This window comes from Gynurincola endophyticus, assembly GCF_003991195.1.
Taxonomy (GTDB): domain Bacteria; phylum Bacteroidota; class Bacteroidia; order Chitinophagales; family Chitinophagaceae; genus Gynurincola; species Gynurincola endophyticus.
The window spans coordinates 351,216-369,208 of record NZ_RCWL01000002.1 but is presented as its reverse complement, the minus strand read 5'-3'; the positions used below and the strand labels follow the sequence as shown (position 1 = coordinate 369,208).

15 protein-coding genes are annotated in these 17,993 nt (G+C 38.4%); 10 read left to right on the top strand and 5 right to left on the bottom strand.

Annotated features, from left to right (window positions below):
- Nucleotides 1-8: 8 nt before the first annotated feature.
- Both D9O48_RS05565 and D9O48_RS05560 read left to right on the top strand, forming a co-directional pair.
- Nucleotides 9-1,052 (top strand): DUF3810 domain-containing protein, encoded by a 1,044-nt coding sequence (locus D9O48_RS05565; protein ID WP_126971461.1) that lies wholly within the window; start codon nucleotides 9-11, stop codon nucleotides 1,050-1,052.
- A 176-nt stretch (nucleotides 1,053-1,228) separates the two neighbouring features.
- Nucleotides 1,229-1,702, top strand: a complete 474-nt coding sequence (locus D9O48_RS05560; protein WP_126971459.1) for a TspO/MBR family protein — start codon at nucleotides 1,229-1,231, stop codon at nucleotides 1,700-1,702.
- Between the two features lie 37 nt (nucleotides 1,703-1,739).
- On the opposite strand, the gene D9O48_RS05555 is transcribed toward D9O48_RS05560, so the two are convergent.
- A complete protein-coding gene (locus tag D9O48_RS05555; RefSeq protein ID WP_126971457.1) occupies nucleotides 1,740-2,864 on the bottom strand; it encodes a TlpA disulfide reductase family protein in 1,125 nt (374 codons plus the stop codon).
- 135 nt (nucleotides 2,865-2,999) lie between these two features.
- Nucleotides 3,000-3,536 carry a dCTP deaminase gene (dcd, locus tag D9O48_RS05550; RefSeq protein WP_126971455.1) on the bottom strand — a complete coding sequence of 179 codons (537 nt, stop codon included), beginning with the start codon at nucleotides 3,534-3,536 and terminating at the stop codon, nucleotides 3,000-3,002.
- A gap of 65 nt (nucleotides 3,537-3,601) precedes the next feature.
- Here dcd and D9O48_RS05545 point away from each other — a divergent pair, with 65 nt between their 5' ends.
- Entirely contained in the window at nucleotides 3,602-4,243 is a 642-nt protein-coding gene (locus D9O48_RS05545; RefSeq protein ID WP_126971453.1) for a 4'-phosphopantetheinyl transferase family protein, read from the top strand.
- Here D9O48_RS05545 and D9O48_RS19125 read toward each other — a convergent pair.
- The 3 genes from D9O48_RS19125 to D9O48_RS05530 all read right to left on the bottom strand — a co-directional run bounded on the left by D9O48_RS19125 (nucleotide 4,240) and on the right by D9O48_RS05530 (nucleotide 7,323).
- Nucleotides 4,240-4,938, bottom strand: a complete 699-nt coding sequence (locus D9O48_RS19125; protein ID WP_394343556.1) for a DUF2130 domain-containing protein — start codon at nucleotides 4,936-4,938, stop codon at nucleotides 4,240-4,242. The genes D9O48_RS05545 and D9O48_RS19125 overlap by 4 nt on opposite strands.
- 601 nt (nucleotides 4,939-5,539) lie before the next feature.
- Entirely contained in the window at nucleotides 5,540-6,988 is a 1,449-nt protein-coding gene (locus D9O48_RS05535) for an ATP-binding cassette domain-containing protein (protein WP_126971449.1), read from the bottom strand.
- A 26-nt stretch (nucleotides 6,989-7,014) separates the two neighbouring features.
- Nucleotides 7,015-7,323, bottom strand: coding sequence for a carboxypeptidase-like regulatory domain-containing protein (locus D9O48_RS05530; RefSeq protein WP_126971447.1), 309 nt, complete (start codon nucleotides 7,321-7,323; stop codon nucleotides 7,015-7,017).
- Between the two features lie 152 nt (nucleotides 7,324-7,475).
- Here D9O48_RS05530 and D9O48_RS05525 point away from each other — a divergent pair, with 152 nt between their 5' ends.
- From D9O48_RS05525 to D9O48_RS05495, 7 genes are all read left to right on the top strand, one after another.
- On the top strand, nucleotides 7,476-9,545 hold the full coding sequence (locus tag D9O48_RS05525; RefSeq protein WP_158624825.1) for a M43 family zinc metalloprotease: 2,070 nt from the start codon (nucleotides 7,476-7,478) through the stop codon (nucleotides 9,543-9,545).
- Nucleotides 9,546-9,807: 262 nt separating this feature from the next.
- Nucleotides 9,808-11,691 (top strand): DNA topoisomerase IV subunit B, encoded by a 1,884-nt coding sequence (locus D9O48_RS05520; protein WP_126971443.1) that lies wholly within the window; start codon nucleotides 9,808-9,810, stop codon nucleotides 11,689-11,691.
- Between the two features lie 9 nt (nucleotides 11,692-11,700).
- Nucleotides 11,701-12,495 (top strand): class I SAM-dependent methyltransferase, encoded by a 795-nt coding sequence (locus D9O48_RS05515; protein WP_126971441.1) that lies wholly within the window; start codon nucleotides 11,701-11,703, stop codon nucleotides 12,493-12,495.
- Nucleotides 12,496-12,503: 8 nt separating this feature from the next.
- Nucleotides 12,504-13,334: a DUF1835 domain-containing protein gene (locus tag D9O48_RS05510; protein ID WP_126971439.1), complete on the top strand. Its 831-nt coding sequence runs from the start codon at nucleotides 12,504-12,506 to the stop codon at nucleotides 13,332-13,334.
- A gap of 1 nt (nucleotide 13,335) precedes the next feature.
- The gene (locus D9O48_RS05505; protein WP_126971437.1) at nucleotides 13,336-13,695 is read left to right on the top strand and encodes a DUF4260 domain-containing protein; all 360 of its coding nucleotides are present in this window, start codon (nucleotides 13,336-13,338) and stop codon (nucleotides 13,693-13,695) included.
- 9 nt (nucleotides 13,696-13,704) lie between these two features.
- Nucleotides 13,705-16,233 (top strand): DNA gyrase/topoisomerase IV subunit A, encoded by a 2,529-nt coding sequence (locus D9O48_RS05500; RefSeq protein WP_126971435.1) that lies wholly within the window; start codon nucleotides 13,705-13,707, stop codon nucleotides 16,231-16,233.
- 267 nt (nucleotides 16,234-16,500) lie between these two features.
- A complete protein-coding gene (locus D9O48_RS05495; protein WP_126971433.1) occupies nucleotides 16,501-17,922 on the top strand; it encodes a hypothetical protein in 1,422 nt (473 codons plus the stop codon).
- The last annotated feature ends 71 nt before the right edge of the window (nucleotides 17,923-17,993 follow it).

Sequence of the window (17,993 nt, the reverse complement as noted above, 5' to 3'; positions counted from 1 at the left end):
TTGGATACATGTTAAAATTCGTTGAAATACTAAAAAAACACCGCACGCTCTTACTTCTTTTACTTGTTTCATTAGTAATTAAGCTGTTTTCTTTATTTCCTGAAGCTGTAGAAAAATGGTATAGTAACGGCTTTTACATTTATTCGAGTAGGCTTCAACGATGGTTATTCGGATGGATTCCTTTTAGCATAGGTGATTTGTTTTACTTGATTGTAATCATTTATCTGCTCTATATTGTTTTCCGGTTGTTTAAAAAAATAAGGGTTCATTATTTATATACGATGGTCAAAGCTTTTTTGATTATCTATATCTCATTTAATGTTTTATGGGGATTGAACTATAACCGTCTAACTATACAGGAACGATATGATTTAGAATTAGTTAGTTTAGATAGTCAGAAAGTTTGTCAGTTTGCACAGGCAATGGTGAACCGGTTGGCTGCAATAGGTGATGTCAATGAAGCATTTGGTCATCCGCCTGCATTTGAGCTGAATCGTGCTGCCGATGTGATGAAAAGTAATGCGGGTTATAAAGCTGCCAGTGTAAAACCTTCGTTGTTTGGCGTATTAGGAAATTATCTGGGGTATTCCGGTTATTATAATCCGATTACAGGCGAAGCACAGGTAAATACAAAAACGCCCTATTTTACCGTTCCGTTTACCACTACACATGAAATTGCACACCAGCTGGGTTGTGCAAAAGAAAGTGAAGCGAATTTTGTAGGTTTTTTAGCTGCCTCTAAAAGTGAAGACCCCGTGCTAAGGTATTCTGCCTATCTGGATGGTTATTTATATGCACAGGCTTATATCAAACGAATGGTTCCCTCTATGGAATCATATTATCACGATCAATTACCGATATGGGTATTACGCGACCTCGATTATCTGAAAGAATATTGGAAAAAATATAAGAATCCGATTGATCGGCTGATCAGTATTTTATATGGTGAATTTCTAAAAGCAAACGAACAACCGGAAGGTATGTTAAGCTACAGCGGCCTGGTTACCTGGCTGGTAGCATATGCTGAAAAAGAAGGGTGGGATACACTGTAAAAGTAATTAAGAATTAATAATTGAGAGTTAAGAATTGGAAGTGTTAAGAGGTGAAGCAGGCTTCTCTATGAATTGCTGGCATAACCTTTTTGCTGATAATACAATCATTGATGCTGTCAGTAGGATAGTATTATCCTCAATGTATCAACAATGTTTGATTTTATTAAAATACATACATGAGCGACCAACTGAAAAAACTGATTATTGTTTTAATTCCGACTATCATTGTGGCTGCAATAGGGAGTATGATTACTCAACCTGCGGTAGAATCGTGGTATCAGCATATTAATAAGCCTTCTTTGGTTCCTCCTAATGAAGTGTTTCCGGTAGTGTGGACGATTCTATATTTGATGATGACGATTGCTGCATTCATGGTATATCGCTCAAAAGCACCGCAGTATCTGATACAGCCGGCACTATTCATGTATTTTGTACAACTCGGATTTAACCTGTTGTGGAGTTACCTCTTCTTTTACAAAGGGCAGTTCGGATATGCTTTTATAGAAATCGTTATTTTATGGCTGATGATTTTTTATACTATTGTACGATTCGGAAAAGTATCAAAAACCGCTGCATGGATGCTGGTTCCTTATCTGCTTTGGGTAGGTTTCGCCACTTACCTGACTTACAGTATTTATAAAATGAATTAAGCGAAATTGACTGCTCAATTTCGCTTAACCAGAATAACTATTTATTGGATAATACTTTTTCAAGCGTTGTTGCGAGCATCGTACCTTTTATATCCTGCGCAATAATTTTTCCGTCAGGACCTATCAGATAATTTGCCGGAATCGTAGTAATGCCATAAAGCAGATATGCTTCTCCTTTTTCTCCTTTCAGGTCAGAAATCTGCGTCCAGGTAAGTCTGTCTTTTTCAACCGCTTTCAACCAGCTTTCTCTGTTAGTATCTATCGATACACTTAAAATGGTAAAGCCCGCTTGTTTATATTTTTCGTAAGCGGCAATTAAGTTAGGATGCTCTGCACGGCAGGGTAAACACCAGGATGCCCAGAAATCAAGTAAAACATATTGCCCTTTGTAAGATGATAAACTAACCGCTTTGCCGTACATGTCGTACATCGTAAAATCTTTCGCCTCCATACCCGGCCCTATACGGCGGGCACGGTTGATATTTTCCTTTATGGTTAATCCCAGCGCAGTATTTTTCATACTGTCGCTCAAAACAATATAAACGGCTTCCGTTTCATTAATGAACTTTTTTTGCCAGGAGTTTTTTGCGATGAGTTCAAGGCTTACCTGCGATTCAGGATGCTCGCGGGCAAACGCCAGCTCCAGTATGATACGGTTATGCATATTGATCAGTCCATTCTCTTCATTGATGCGTACAAAAGCCGTATCGTTTTTCTCTTCTTCAGTGAAGAAATCAGGATCCTTATATTTCGCTGCTGTTTCTTTCAAAACTGCTGATTTGTCCTGAAACAATTGCATGTCGCGGTTAAGAGAGGTACCGCCCACTGTTGCATTGTTGAGAGTGTCTTTACTCTTGATAAAGATATTACCGGCTTCGAGATACAAGCTTATTGAGCCTTTGGTATATTCTATCAACATCGGATTTTCATTGTGATACACACCGGCTTTAACCGGTTCGGCAATGGTGCCTGTAAAACGGAATTTCCGGTTTTTAACGAGTGTTGAATCGAGAATGATTTTCTTATTGGCTTTGTAGGTCAGATACACTTTATCTCCATCTTTCATTTGTTTACAATCACCGTTGATAACAAACGTGGATTGTGCATATGCAGATGTAATAAAAAATGCGGACAATAGTAAAAATAGTATACGGGGCTTCATCGAAAAAGGGTTTTATACAGAATAAGGATAAAACTGTCAGATAACAGTCTATTATCCTTTTCTGTGTTCAAAATTATGATTAATACCTGTGTAAAGGTCTTTTTCGATATAAATGGTTTGAATGAAACGAAGCGATTAAAAATTGTTTTTGAACATCATACTTTCCACCGGACGGTTAGGTTGTCCGCTATATTTAGCATTTTGTTTCTGGTTATATTTTACTTCAATGGTTCCTTCTACAGGGAAATAAATCAACTGGCCCACCGGCATGCCTGCATAAACTCTTACCGGTTGTTTAACTGAAATTTCAAGGGTCCAGTTGCCGCAGAAGCCTACATCGCCTTTACCGGCGGTAGCGTGAATATCGATACCAAGGCGGCCGGTAGAAGACTTTCCTTCCAGAAACGGCACATGCGCATGGGTTTCCGTATATTCTAAAGTTACGCCCAGGTAAAATTTATGCGGTTCCAGTACGTAGCCGTCTTCCGGGATGTCGAAATACTCGATGGTATTATGTTTTTTGGCATCTAATACCGTACTCTTATACATGGCAAGGGTTTTGCCAAGATGAATATCATAGGAATTACTACCCAGGCAGGCCCTTTGGTATGGCTCTATTTTGATGGTTCCTTTTGACATTTCTTCAAGGATTCTGGTATCAGATAAAATCATAATTGAAACTGCTTTATATTTGACAAAAGTAAGGAATGATTTTAAAAATATAAATTGTTAGCTAAGTGGCGCTTTTTTTTGAACAAAATATTAAAAACGGGGGTAAATTAGGTATCTGGAAGATAGAAGAGCCCGAGAGCTTTTTTTCTGAACGAGTACCGCTCTATCAGGATATCAGCCATCCGTATAAAAGATTACAGCATCTGGCTGGCAGGTACCTCTTACGCCATCTGGTGGAACATTTTCCCGTACAGGATATAAAAATCGCTGATACGAAGAAGCCTTACCTTCAGAATGATGCCTATCACTTCTCTATTTCGCATTGCGGCAATTTTGCCGCTGCCATCATTAATGATAATATGCCGGTGGGTATTGATATAGAAATTGTAACACCCCGTATTCAACGCATCGGAAATAAATTTCTGCATGAACGTGAAGTGGATTATTTATCAGACTTTGTTGAATTGCCACAGTTACATCTTGAATTAATCACTGTTATCTGGAGCGCCAAAGAAGCAGTATTTAAATGGTATGGTAAAGGTAAAGTGGATTTCAAAAATCACATTACACTTTGTAAACCTATTGTAATAGGTACCAATGAAGAAATAGACATGTACTTTATGTTTTCAAGAGAACATACGCCTTACGAAATAAGAATAAAAGCCAGACTGTTTAAACATTTGGTACTGGCTTATATTGTTCATTAATCGATGAGGTCTAACTCGTCATCGTCAGTGAGGTTTAACCGGATATTATCACTACCGGCAATGCCTTCGATTGATCCTTTAATGTGGGCAGCGTTCAGTAATACTTTCTCCAGTTGTTTTTCGCGGGCTTTCCAGAGTTTTTCCATTGCATCGCGTTCTTTTTGAATAGATGCGCGCATTGCCTGAAAACCTTCCCGTATAGCTTTCCATTGCTCTCCGAATTCATTACTGGTAAGGTAATCGTACAGCATATGCATTTTGTCGCCTCTGTTTTCCTGTGAGGCTGCTAACTGATACACTTTCAGAATCCCCTGACGCAATACCTGTGTGAGAGCGGCTACTTCGTTGAAAGTACAAATCCATATACCGTCGATCTGCAAAAACTGCTGTTGCTGGTCAGGCATCGTTTGAGTAACAATCACCGCCAGATCAGATGACGTACTCCGCATATCGGCCTTCAATTTCTCAATCCACTCCTTATCAAAGTTTTTAGTTCTTTTACTTTCGAAAATAATCTTTCCTGCATTTTGACCAAACTGATTACGCACGGTTAAAATACAATCGGCCCCTCTGATACCTTTACCCACTTCTTCAATAAGGTCGATGGGAAATTTATTTTTCAGTAATTCTTCTAATGCTAACTCCTGTACTTCACCCTGTAACTGCATGCTTCCCTGTTCAGCTTTACGCTTCATTTCTTCCGCCAGTTTTTTCTGCTGCTCTACCTGTTTTTCGAGCTCTTTCATACGCATTTGCATTTCCTGTTCGCGGATGGCGTTCTTTTGTTCTTCCTGTTTTCTGATTTCGTCAGATAAACGTACGCGTTCTTCCTGCAATTGTTTTTGCAGGGCTATTTCCAATTCCTGTTCTTTGCTTTTCAGCTCCTGTTCGCGTCGCAAAAACTGAAGTTCCTTATCGCGGGCAAGTTTTAATTTTTCTTCGTTGCTTTTGTGTTGCTCTTCTAATATTTTTAATTGATTTTCATAGTCTGCTGCCACATTTTTACGAATTGATTGTGCCAGCTCTTCCTGCAATTGCTTTTTTTGCTGCAACAATTGTTGTTGAAAAGCAGCTTCTTTTTTCTGAGCTTCGTCTTTCAGCATTTTTTCTTTCTCTGCAAACTCTGCTTCCTTCCTTTTATTGAACTGTAACATCTGCTCGCGCAATTCTTTTTTATACTCTTCAGATACTGCATCTTCTATTGCAAAAGCGTGTGAACAATTCGGACATTTTATTTGAGTAGCCATACTAGCTGATTTGAATTTAATTTACGAAAAACAATTGAATCCGGATGATTTAGGCATGAATAGTAGCGATGCCTTTTTCCAGTTTCAAATAATGCTGAATACACTTAGGAACCTGCTGATGATAATGCGTTACATACAATAAACTCATATTGCTCTGATTGTAAATTGCATCAATCAGGTCGTTGATATGCTGCGTTTGCTGCTCATCAAGCCCCTGGCAGGGTTCGTCAAGAATTAATAAAGGCGGCTGTTTGATACATGCCCGTGCCAGTAATACCAGCCTTTGTTCACCTGTTGAACAGGTATTTAAGCGCTTGTTCGATAGATGACCAAGGTTTAAAATTTTTAACCATTTCTCTACCAGAATTACCTGTTCGTTATTGAGTTTTCTGAATAAACCTATCGTGTCAAATAGTCCAGAAGCTACAGCTTCCTGGCAGGTAGCTGAAGGTTCAAAATACAAATGTAGTTCAGGAGAAATAAACCCTATATTTTTTTTAATATCCCAGATACTTTCACCTGTGCCTCTTTTACGGTCGAACAGATACACTTCGTTGGCATAAGCCTGCGGATGATCAGCAGAGATTAATGATAAAAGTGTCGACTTCCCCGCACCGTTATGTCCGTAAACACACCAGGCCGTATGTGGTAAAACAGTAAAGCTGACATCTTTTAAAAGGTATTTGTCACCATACCGTACAGAGCAATTACTTATTTTTACATATTCATTGAAGGGCGGATGTTTCTTTTCAAAAGAAATATCACTCAGATTCCACCCCTGAGATGCTTTGGGTGAATAGTATCGGAGGGTATTTGTTTCGAAATCACTTTTTGTAACAGGTGTACTGATTCTACCATCTGTAAGTATATAAACCTGTTTAATACTTTTGGGAAGTTCGGTACTGCTGGTGAGCAGTAAATAGGTTATACCGTATTGGCTTAACTGCCCAAATGAATCGGCCAATAATGCCCGCGTGGCCGGATCAAGCCCGATAAAAGGCTGATCAAATATAATCAGTTTGGGTTGATAGATCAATGATTTAAAAATCTGTACACGTTTGTTTTCGCCGTTACTTAGCTGAATAAGATTTTTTTCCAGTAAGGGTTCAATACTTAAAATTTTTAACCAGTCTTTTAAGAAAGGATGACGGGCAAGCAATTCGTCTATCATCAGATACGCTGCAACTGTAGAAGTGGTTTCCTGCTCAGACGATTGAAATCTTTGCTGATAATATAGATTGGTGCGGGTATTGGTAAAATCTGCGAAAAGATGCTGCTGGCCCACAAAAACTATCTGACTGTAGTCGGGGGATATTTTTTCGCCGCTAAAAAAATGTTTACCCAGAATGGTATTGGCCAGCACCGTTTTTCCTGAACCGGATGTGCCGATGATGGCAGTATGTTGGAAGGGGGATAGGGAGATGTTCAACTCTTTCAAAATTACCTGTGCGCCAATCTTCACCTGAACATCCTTAAAAAAAAGTAAGTTTGTCTCCATGAAACAAACTTACTAAATGTATCGATTTATTTTTTGAATTTAATGATTCCTACATCTGTAGTACTGCCATCTGAAACTACTACATCATCTTTGATCACCATCTTGTAGGGCGGTTTGGCCATTACAATCAGGCGGTAGTTACCAGCCGGTGCATTTGCAAACTGAAAATTACCATCCTGTAAAGACGTTTTTAATGTATCATTACCTTGAATGGCATATACGAAATTAGCGGCATCTTTAGGTTGTACTGAACCTTTGATTCCACCCGCCGGGTTAATAGATATTGTAAAAAGACCTATACCCAGTATAACTCCTAATTTGGCTAAAATGATCATGGTTTTAGCTTTAAAAAGTGACATTCATCAAGTCAAACAGCAAATTTATCTATTATTTGACCGGTGAATAGGAAATACGCGTTTTCTTATTAACTTAGTTATCTAATGCAACGCAATTACTAATGAAAGTTACAAAATTTTTTGTTGAGACTTTGTTAATCCTACTAACTGCTTCAACTATAAAGGCCCAGGAAGTAGTTCGTTGTGGAACCACCCAGCACTTTAAAAATATCATTCAAAAAGATCCTGCCAGGGCAGCTGTTTTTGAAGAAAATAACAAACGGATAGCTTTTGCTACGGCTAATAATGTCAATAATTTATTTAGCAATAACGATACTATTTATCTGCCAGTGGTGTTCCACCTCTTACTGACTAACCAGAATTCAGTTACAGACCAACAAATTTTTGACCAGATTCAAAAATTGAATGAAGATTTTGCCGGTAAAAATGGTGATTCTGCCCGTATTCCTTCTTATTTTAGATCTGTTTGGGGTAAATCTATCATTCAATTCCGCTTAGCGCAACGCACGCCCGACCTGAATGAAACAAATGGTATTATCCGGTATTCGAATGCACTTACCCAGTATAACGTTAATCAGACGCGCATCCATTATACTGCTCAGGGAGGTGCGAATGTCTGGGATCCTGCACAATACATTAATATATGGGTAGGAAAATTGGCAAATAATATTCTGGGGCAAGCCACTTATCCCAACATGGCAGATCCGGCAGAAGATGGTATTATCATCGACTATGGAACTTTACCGAATGGTTACTATATTCCTTTCAACGAGGGTAAAACCTTAACACACGAAATGGGGCATTACCTGTTTTTGTATCATATCTGGGGTGACGACGACGGTGCTTGCAGCGGATCAGATCTCATTGATGATACCCCGAATCAGTCAGACGCTACCTCAGGATGCCCTTCAGGAATTGTAACCGACGCCTGTACGCCAACCGGTAATGGAATTATGTACCAGAATTACATGGATTACAGCTCTGACGCGTGTCTGGTAATGTTTACAAAAATGCAGATTGACAGAATGATGCAGGCACTGAATCTATTCCGCGCCGGGCTGATCAGTTCGTTAGGCGATGAACCGGTACTTTCAGGACAAAACAATGTTTCGGTTCTGAGTGTAGTGAGCCCTTCCAACAGAGTATGTGAGCCTTCTAACTATTACGATATCACGTTTAAAAACCAGGGGTCTGAGAAAATTACACAACTCGTTTGCTCATTGGCTGTCAACAATCAGGTGAATGTTATTACGCTGAATGTTGATATGAATACCTATGATACTTATGTGTACCGTTTAGATGTAAATAATTTACAGGCAGGAAATAATCAGATTGCCATTCAGGTGCTCAAGGTGAACAATGTGGATGATGATGATGTTTCAAATAACTTCATGGCTGTGCAAACGGTGTATGCGGTTACGAAACCTTTGCCTTTTAGTGAACATTTTACCACATTAGGATTTCCGCCTTCAGGATGGTATATCGACAATCCTGACAATAGTATAACCTGGGCACCGGCCGGAAATATGGGTGCTTACATAGATAATTATAACTATGGGGCATTAGGACAAGTGGATAGATTGGTATTACCACCCGTTCAGTTACCTGCTGCTGACTCTATTTTCTTTTCGTTTGATGTAGCAGCAGCAGTATACAGTAGTTTTTCTGAGAATTTAGCGATATGGGATACCTTGCTGGTTGAAATCAGCGACGGTTGCTCTACTATGTATGAAACTATTTACAAGAAAACCAAAGCTGATCTTATTACAGTAAATACACCAGTCACCACACAGTTTGTACCGCAGAATAGTTCGCAATGGAGAAGAGACAGTATTGATATTTCAAGATTTAAAAATTCAGTAGTAACACTGAGCTTTACCAATAAAGCAGGTTATGAAAATAATATTTATATTAATAATGTAATGTTCAGAGCTGTAGAACTGCCTGTTGCGTTGCGCGAAAAAGGATACATGATTGCACCTAATCCGGTAACAGATTATGTCAATATCCGTTTTCTGCAAATGCCGGCGCAGTTGAAACGGATCGCTGTATACGACGTGAAAGGAAACAGGGTAGCTTACGAAAATGTAAACAAAGGTACCTACTACAGAATAGATTTATCTAATCAACCGCGGGGAATCTATTTTATCACGATAGAAACCAACGATCGTAAACACACTGAAAAAATTATAAAACTCTGACAAGAAGAATTAATAATTAATAGTTAAGAATGAAGAATGGAGGGGATAGAAGTAGGTTTGCCTGTAAAATGAGTTCAACAATTTAGTGTTAAACCTCAATTATCTGTTCTTCGTTCTCCATTCTCAATTGAAAAAACCTGCCGCCCCGAATTTTGGTGCGGCAGGTTTTTTATTATATTTGCTTGCCTCAGTAAACTGCTAAAATTTCACTTTTTTAGCTTAATGTGCTGATTATCTGGAACTTATTAATTTTTAGGGAAGTATGTCTACAGAAAAGAACTTATTCGAATATAACGAAGATTCCATTAGAAGTTTAGACTGGAAAGAGCATATCAGACTTCGTCCTGGGATGTATATCGGTAAATTAGGCGATGGTAGAAGTCCTGATGACGGTATTTACGTCTTAATCAAAGAAGTTATCGATAACTGTATCGATGAACACATGATGGGTCATGGTAAGCAGATTGAAATCAATATTAATGGTAAAGAAGTAACTATCCGCGATTACGGTAGAGGTATTCCCTTAGGTAAAGTGGTCGACGTAGTGAGTAAAATCAATACCGGTGCGAAATATGATAGTAAGGCCTTTCAGAAATCTGTAGGATTGAACGGTGTGGGTACGAAAGCAGTGAACGCATTGAGTACATACTTTAAAGTAACCTCATATCGCGACGGAAAACAAAAAACAGCAGAGTTTGAAGGGGGCGTTTTATTAAAAGATCACAAAGAAACTGCCAGTAAAGAAAGTAACGGTACTGAAGTAACCTTTGTGGCCGATGAAAGCATTTTTAAGAATTATCAATATAATTTCGAATATATCGACCAGCAGATGTGGAACTATTGTTACCTCAATGCCGGTTTAACAATGATCCTCAACGGAAAAAAATACGTTAGTAAAAACGGGCTATTAGACCTGCTTACCCGTAAAACCAATGAGGATGAAAACCGCTATCCGATTATTCATCTGAAAGGTGAAGACATTGAAATAGCAATTACCCATGGTGATCAGTATGGTGAAGATTATTATTCATTCGTAAATGGTCAGTACACCACACAAGGAGGAACTCACTTGCAGGCTTTTCGTGAAGCATTTGTGAAAACGATTCGTGACTTCTTTAAAAAAGACTACGATGCCACCGACATTCGTGCCAGCATTTGTGCAGCAGTTGCAGTAAGAGTACAGGAGCCGGTTTTCGAATCACAAACCAAAACGAAGCTTGGTTCACAGAATATTTTCGAAGGAGGGCCAACCATGCGGAACTTCTTAATGGATTTTCTCGGAAAAGAGTTGGATAACTTCCTGCATAGAAATACCGCTACTGCAGATGCCATTAAAAAGCGTATCGAACAATCAGAGCGTGAACGTAAAGACCTTGCCGGTATCAAGAAGTTAGCGAATGAGAGAGCAAAAAAAGCAAACCTTCATAACCGTAAATTAAGAGATTGTAAATTTCACTATGACGACGAACCGTCAGGAAAAGATAAAGAAACTGCATTGGAAAAAATCAATAACAGTACTTTATTTATTACGGAAGGAGACTCTGCTTCAGGATCGATTACCAAAGCAAGAGATGTAGATACACAGGCTGTATTCAGCCTGAGAGGTAAACCGTTGAACAGTTTCGGATTAACTAAAAAAGTGGTGTACGAAAATGAAGAGTTCAACCTGTTGCAGCATGCATTAAACATTGAAGACGGTTATGAGGGGTTACGTTACAAAAATATCGTTATCGCTACCGATGCCGACGTTGATGGAATGCATATCCGTTTACTGATGATGACCTTTTTCTTACAGTTCTTCCCTGATCTGGTAAGAAATAATCACGTATATATTCTTGAAACACCTTTATTCAGGGTTCGTAATAAACAGGAAACAATCTATTGTTACGATGAAGCGGAAAAGCAAAAGGCGATCAAAAAATTGGGCGGTAAGCCTGAAATTACCCGCTTTAAAGGATTAGGTGAAATCTCTCCGAATGAATTTGCACGCTTTATTGGTCCGGAAATGAAAAAAATACCCGTAGTAATCGATCAGGGAGAACATATTCAACACCTGTTAGAATATTATATGGGTAAAAATACACAGGAGCGTCAGGAGTTCATTATTGATAATCTTCGTGTAGAATTAGACATGACAGAGGCATAAAATAATATTATGTTCGAATTTCACAGCGATAGAAAACGTTATTTCGATATACAGGTACAAAATGCTGCGGAATATGTAATTCCCTTCATCGAAAGTTATTATCCGGTGAAACCGGGTATGCGCGTACTCGAAATCGGGTGCGGTGAAGGCGGCGTACTAAAAGCATTTGTGAACAGAGGGTGTTTAGGAGTAGGGGTGGAGTTAGATCATCCACGGATAGAAAACGGTTCTAAATGGCTGGCAGAGGATATTGCTGCCGGAAAAATACACTTCATCTCAAAAGATATTTATCTGGTAGATGCCAATACCGAACTCGGTGGTAAGTTTAATATCATCGTTCTGAAAGATGTCATCGAACACATCCACGATCAACCGAAACTGATTGCCTGGATGCAAACTTTTCTGGTTCCCGGTGGAGTAATATTTTTTGGCTTTCCTCCCTGGCAAATGCCTTTTGGCGGACACCAGCAGATGTGTGGCAATAAATGGTTAAGCAAACTTCCCTGGTATCATCTGCTGCCACGCTCATGGTACGAAGGATTGCTTAAAAAATACGATGAACCGGTTGAAGCATTAATGGAAATCAGAGATACTCAGATCAGTATCGGGCAATTTGAAAGAATAGCAAAAGATAAAGGATATAAAATTGTACATCGCCTGCATTATCTGGTGAATCCGATTTATCAATATAAATTCGGATGGAAACCACGTAAACAATGGAAGCCCGTTACTAAAATACCTTATCTCCGGAACTTTATTACCACCTGTGTTTATTATCTCATTACACCGGTCAATAAAAACTAATTAAAGAAATGATCCATATTGTATTCAATGAACCCGATGTTCCGGTTTTGCAGGCCGCACAGGCCTTAGACGAAAGCATTCAGGGGGATATTGTTGTAGTAAAAGACGATTATGCCGTAGGGCCGCTCAGCCAGTTGTATATTGGCGAAGGTATTACTGCGCGTAAAGAATGGTGGAAAGAAGTAGTTGCCGGAACAGATATTGAAAATGCAGAAGAATGGAGCGACTACCAAACGATGGCTAATGTAGTTGGCCGCTTACGAAGAGATGAAAATGAAGTAGTATGGATATGGGCAGCACAAAACCACCACGATGTTTCAGGATATTTTTTCACCTTGCATTATATGAAAGAATTTCAGGGAAGAGTATTTATACTTTACCTGAACAACCTGCCGTTTATAAATGAGAAAGGATTGATCTTTTACCCCGATTGGTTAAGTCAGATTCCGCCGAAAGAATTTTTAAAGGCAAAAAAACTGAACAGGCCAATCACAATGAGTGAGTTTGAGATTGATCCCGACGAATGGATAAAAATCTGTAGTGAAGAAAAATATATCCGTATTCTCGAAGGAGGTAAAAAACTCGCTCAGTACGATGTTGATTACTATGATGAAGAACTGATAAAATTTATTACAAAAGATTATCAGAAGGCAAATAGAATTATTCAACAGGTTTTTAATAAAACTAAAGTAAAAACAGGCGATATATTCCTGTTGTGGAGATTGAAAGAAATGGTGAGGTCAGGAAAACTGGAAGCACAAGGTGAACTGAAAAATTTTAAAGATTTTGATGTTCGGTTAAACACCGGTAACCGACCAACTGAAGAAACACCGGCATAATATGAAACAGATTCTAAGCATCGAAGCGGTCGCTGAATTTTTCGCCGCCTACTTTTTATTCAGATTACTGAATATGCCTGAATGGATGTTCTGGGCTTTCTTACTGGCTCCGGATATCTCTATGATCGGTTATTCATTAGGTAATAAATGGGGTGCTTACATTTATAATTTTGTACATCATAAAGGAGTTGCTATTGGAGTAGCTCTTGCAGGATGGTTTTTAAATTCCGATATCGTCATCTTTACAGGCATTCTGCTTTACGCACACGCCAGTATCGACAGAGTATTCGGCTACGGACTAAAATATATAACCGGTTTTTCTGACACACATTTAGGAAAGATAGGAAAACGACATAAATAGAATTAATACATGGCTAAATCAAAAATTCCTGAACAGGTCTTTACATCTAACACTGGTGTAACCGGTCAGTACAAAACCTGGTTCTTGGATTATGCATCTTATGTAATTCTGGAAAGAGCTGTACCCGCCATTGAAGATGGTTTAAAACCCGTACAACGCCGTATCCTGCACGCAATGAAAGAAATGGATGATGGACGCTTTAATAAAGTAGCGAACATTATCGGACAGTCAATGCAATATCACCCACATGGTGATCAGAGTATCGGCGATGCGATTGTAAATATGGGGCAGAAAGATCTGCTTATCGAAACCCAGGGTAACTGGGGCGATTTTCGCACCGGTGACTCTGCCGCTGCTTCACGTTATATTGAGGCAAGACTGAGTAAATTCGCACTCGAAGTAGCTTTCAATCCTAAAACTACTGAATGGTCAGTGAGTTATGACGGACGTAAGAATGAACCGGTTACCTTACCGATGAAGTTTCCGTTGTTACTCGCACATGGTGCTGAAGGAATCGCAGTAGGACTCGCCACTAAAATTCTACCACACAACTTCTGTGAAATTATACAGGCAGCCATCAAACACCTGAAAGGAAAGAAATTTGAATTGGTTCCTGATTTCTTAACCGGTGGCATGATGGACGCATCCGGATATAATGCCGGTAAAAGAGGTGGAAAGGTTCGTGTTCGTGCACATATTGAAGAAGTAGATAAAAAGACGCTGGTTATTCGTGATGTTCCTTATGGTGTTACTACCACCCAGCTGAAAGATTCTATCGTTAAAGCGAACGAACAGGGAAAAATAAAAATTAAAAAAGTAACCGATAATACAGCAGCCAACGTAGAAATACAGGTTGATCTGGCACCCGGTATTTCGCCGGATATTACAATCGACGCATTATACGCATTTACCGATTGTGAAGTCAGTATTTCTCCGAATGCCTGCGTTATTGTTGATAACAAACCTCAGTTCGTTACTGTCAATGAGCTGTTGACACATTCAGTAGAACACACTAAAAATCTGTTGAAACGTGAGCTCGAAATTAAACTTGCCGAACTGAACGAAAAATGGCACTATACTTCGTTGGAAAAAATATTCTTTGAAGAGAAAATCTATAAAGAATTAGAAAAAAAACACGAAACCTGGGAAAAAGTATTGCTGGCAATTGATAAAGGATTTGATCCGTTCAAAAGCAAACTGAAAAGAGCTATTACCCGTGAAGATATCGTTAAGCTGACCGAGAAACCCGTACGCCGCATCTATAAACTGGATATCGATGAACTGGTTGAACAGATTAAAGGTCTTGAAAAAGAAATCAAACAGGTAAAACATGATTTAGCTAATCTGGTAGATTTTGCTATCTCTTACTACGAAAACCTTTTATCTAAATACGGTAAAGGCAGAGAGCGTTTGACTGAAATTAAACAGTTCGATACAATCGAAGCCAAACAGGTAATCATAGCCAATACTAAACTCTATGTAAACAGAGCCGACGGATTTATCGGTACCAGTTTGAAGAAAGATGAGTTTGTTGCTGAATGTTCTGACCTCGACGATGTGATCGTATTTACCAGAGCAGGTAAAATGAAAGTGGTTAAAGTAAGCGATAAAACATTTATCGGAAAAGATATCCTGCACGTAGGTATCTTTAAAAAAGGTGATGAGCGTACTACGTATAATATGATTTATATCGACCCGGGCTCAGGCGTTACTTATGCAAAACGTTTTAATGTAACGGCCATTACACGTGATAAAGAGTATGACCTTACCAAAGGTGCTGATAAAAGCAAAGTATACTATTTTACAGCCAATCCGAATGGGGAAGCTGAAATTGTAAAAATATCTTTAAGCCCTAATTGTTCGGCACGCAATAAAGAGTTTTTATTCTATTTTGAAGAATTGGAAATTAAAGCCAGAACCAGCCAGGGTAATCAGGTTACTAAATATCCGGTAAAAAAAGTTACGTTTAAAGAAGCCGGAAAGTCTACGCTCGGCGGCGTTAAACTTTGGTTCGACAATCAATTCGGAAGATTAAATTCAGAAGAAAAGGGGCTTTACCTCGGATCATTCCAGTCTGAAGATAAAATTCTGGTACTTTATAAAGATGGTTCTTATTCAATCGTTGATCAGGAATTAACCCAACGTTTTGATGCGGAGAACGTACTGCTGATTGAAAAGTTCAATCCTGAATCGATTATTACGGCTATCTATCTCGATAATGATAAAAAACAGTTTAATGTAAAACGTTTCAAAATTGAAACCACCACTGTTAACAACCGCTTCGGTTTTATCAAAGAAGGCGACGGCAACTATCTTGATCAGGTAACCACTCATGAACAACCGATTGTACAAATCAATACAGGTCGTGGTGCACAATCAAGAGCATCTAAAATCAAAATCGCTGATTTTGTTGATGTAATGGGTTGGAAAGCGATCGGCAACAAACTCGCAGATTTTACAAAATCTACCGGGTTTGAATGGGTAATGAAAGTAAAGAAAGTGGAAGAAGAAGATAACGGACAACAAGAGTTGTTTTAAATATTGACATCCCGGCTGCTCAGCCGGGATTTTTTTTGCAGAATCTTAGCACCGGAATCTTATAAATTTCCGGATAACTAGTAATTCGTTGCTTATCTGCTTTTTAAATCATAATTAAGCTTAAAAGTATGAATGAACGCTTTGATATAGTGCTGGAACCGGATTGACTAAAATCAAAAAAAAGTATTCGCAAAAAGAAGTGGTCGCAAATAATTGTCAGGTTGGGTAAAATAGAATAAAATGCCTCCGGAACCAAAACTGATAATTATGAAACAAACGATTCCCAGAGGAGAAACAGGTCGGCCTTTTCTTAAAAATACCAATCTGCTACAGCTTGGAATAGGCATGCTTTTACTTTTTAAAGTATTTGGATATTGGTACAGTAATGATCATAATGGTGGAATAATAGGAACTGCCGTAACAGGTATTATTAATAAAGCCAGGGTACTGTTGAGTATGGAGCAGGTTGAATCAAATCCATGGGGTGTTTTTGTTTACTATATGATCATAAGTTTTTTTGCCCTGTTAACAATCTATAGAAGCGGATTTCCGCAGAATGTAGGTTCAGATCTTTCACAGACGACGTTCTTAACAAAAATGTATAGAACGAATCCGGCATTTGCTACTACTATGGCCTTTATTCTGAAAGGACTGGTATATCTTTTTTTTCTTGGTTTTGTTTATCTGCTGATAGATCAGTTACTGTCATCTTATCATCCCCCGCATAATACAGTTTTAACTTTAATCTGGACTGTATTACTGGGAAGTATTCTCATTCATACAAACTTCCAGAAAATTCCTGAAATAGCTTTTGAGCCGGGAGATCTCGATGTTACAGATCAAATGGGTTGGATTAAACTGACTACTTCGCAATTTGCCTATATAAAATCAGCCAACAGTAATTTGTGGCGTTTGGCAAAAGCAGGTCACCAGGTAAATGTTTCATTCTGTATGGTTAAGATTTTTTATTACGGACAATTTACAAAACCCATTCATGATGTGATAGTTTACAAAAATGTATTGGGTGAGATGAGATATTCGTTTAACATTAATGCTTTACCTCACCATTTTTCTGAAACACTCACAGATACACAGGTAAAGAATCTTGAAATACTTTCAAAGAATGGCGCAATGAAAAGTAATATTCTGTCTGCAATTGACCAGAAAGAACTTTCCGCTTTCGTTGAACAAAAATATAATATACTTAGAGATTTTCTGGTTTCAAATCCTTATGCCTCTTATGAGGAATGTCAGGAAGAATATAAATCTATAACACAGATGATTAGTTCTTATAAAATAGAACAAAAAATGATTGATAGTATTGAAGAATATTTTAAATCTATACTAACGGATGCACCAATGTTTGAATTTACCTGTACTTTAACGAAAGATACGGCACGCGAATACTTTGAAAAAGAAGTATTTGAGAAAAGAAAAAAAGAAGCTGAGGAGATCAGAAAAACTGAAAAGAAATTCGATACTACCGGTAGGTTGGTGGAGATAATAGAACAAAATAATTTAAAAAATGCGCTTATTGACCGGCTACGGGATACTTCACTTTCTATAGCACAAATAAGAGAATTGTCTGATCTTATTAGTGAATTAAGTTCATCTTCATACTCAGCAAATGGAGTACAAAGGGCGAAGAAAATATTGGGCATTTCATCTTCTGCTAATGGTTTGAATTAGACAGGTTTCAATATGAATAATATTTTTATGAGCTGTGTCGGCTACACAATTGTATGAATTAATAAGTCAAT

Excerpts from the sequence above, each read along its gene's own strand:
- D9O48_RS05565 (WP_126971461.1), top strand. The coding sequence starts at position 9 with ATGTTAAAATTCGTTGAAATACTAAAAAAACACCGCACGCTCTTACTT.
- D9O48_RS05560 (WP_126971459.1), top strand. The coding sequence starts at position 1,229 with ATGAGCGACCAACTGAAAAAACTGATTATTGTTTTAATTCCGACTATC.
- D9O48_RS05555 (WP_126971457.1), bottom strand. The coding sequence starts at position 2,864 with ATGAAGCCCCGTATACTATTTTTACTATTGTCCGCATTTTTTATTACA.
- dcd (WP_126971455.1), bottom strand. The coding sequence starts at position 3,536 with ATGATTTTATCTGATACCAGAATCCTTGAAGAAATGTCAAAAGGAACC.
- D9O48_RS19125 (WP_394343556.1), bottom strand. The coding sequence starts at position 4,938 with ATGAAGCGTAAAGCTGAACAGGGAAGCATGCAGTTACAGGGTGAAGTA.
- D9O48_RS05535 (WP_126971449.1), bottom strand. The coding sequence starts at position 6,988 with ATGGAGACAAACTTACTTTTTTTTAAGGATGTTCAGGTGAAGATTGGC.
- D9O48_RS05530 (WP_126971447.1), bottom strand. The coding sequence starts at position 7,323 with ATGATCATTTTAGCCAAATTAGGAGTTATACTGGGTATAGGTCTTTTT.
- D9O48_RS05520 (WP_126971443.1), top strand. The coding sequence starts at position 9,808 with ATGTCTACAGAAAAGAACTTATTCGAATATAACGAAGATTCCATTAGA.
- D9O48_RS05515 (WP_126971441.1), top strand. The coding sequence starts at position 11,701 with ATGTTCGAATTTCACAGCGATAGAAAACGTTATTTCGATATACAGGTA.
- D9O48_RS05510 (WP_126971439.1), top strand. The coding sequence starts at position 12,504 with ATGATCCATATTGTATTCAATGAACCCGATGTTCCGGTTTTGCAGGCC.
- D9O48_RS05505 (WP_126971437.1), top strand. The coding sequence starts at position 13,336 with ATGAAACAGATTCTAAGCATCGAAGCGGTCGCTGAATTTTTCGCCGCC.
- D9O48_RS05500 (WP_126971435.1), top strand. The coding sequence starts at position 13,705 with ATGGCTAAATCAAAAATTCCTGAACAGGTCTTTACATCTAACACTGGT.
- D9O48_RS05495 (WP_126971433.1), top strand. The coding sequence starts at position 16,501 with ATGAAACAAACGATTCCCAGAGGAGAAACAGGTCGGCCTTTTCTTAAA.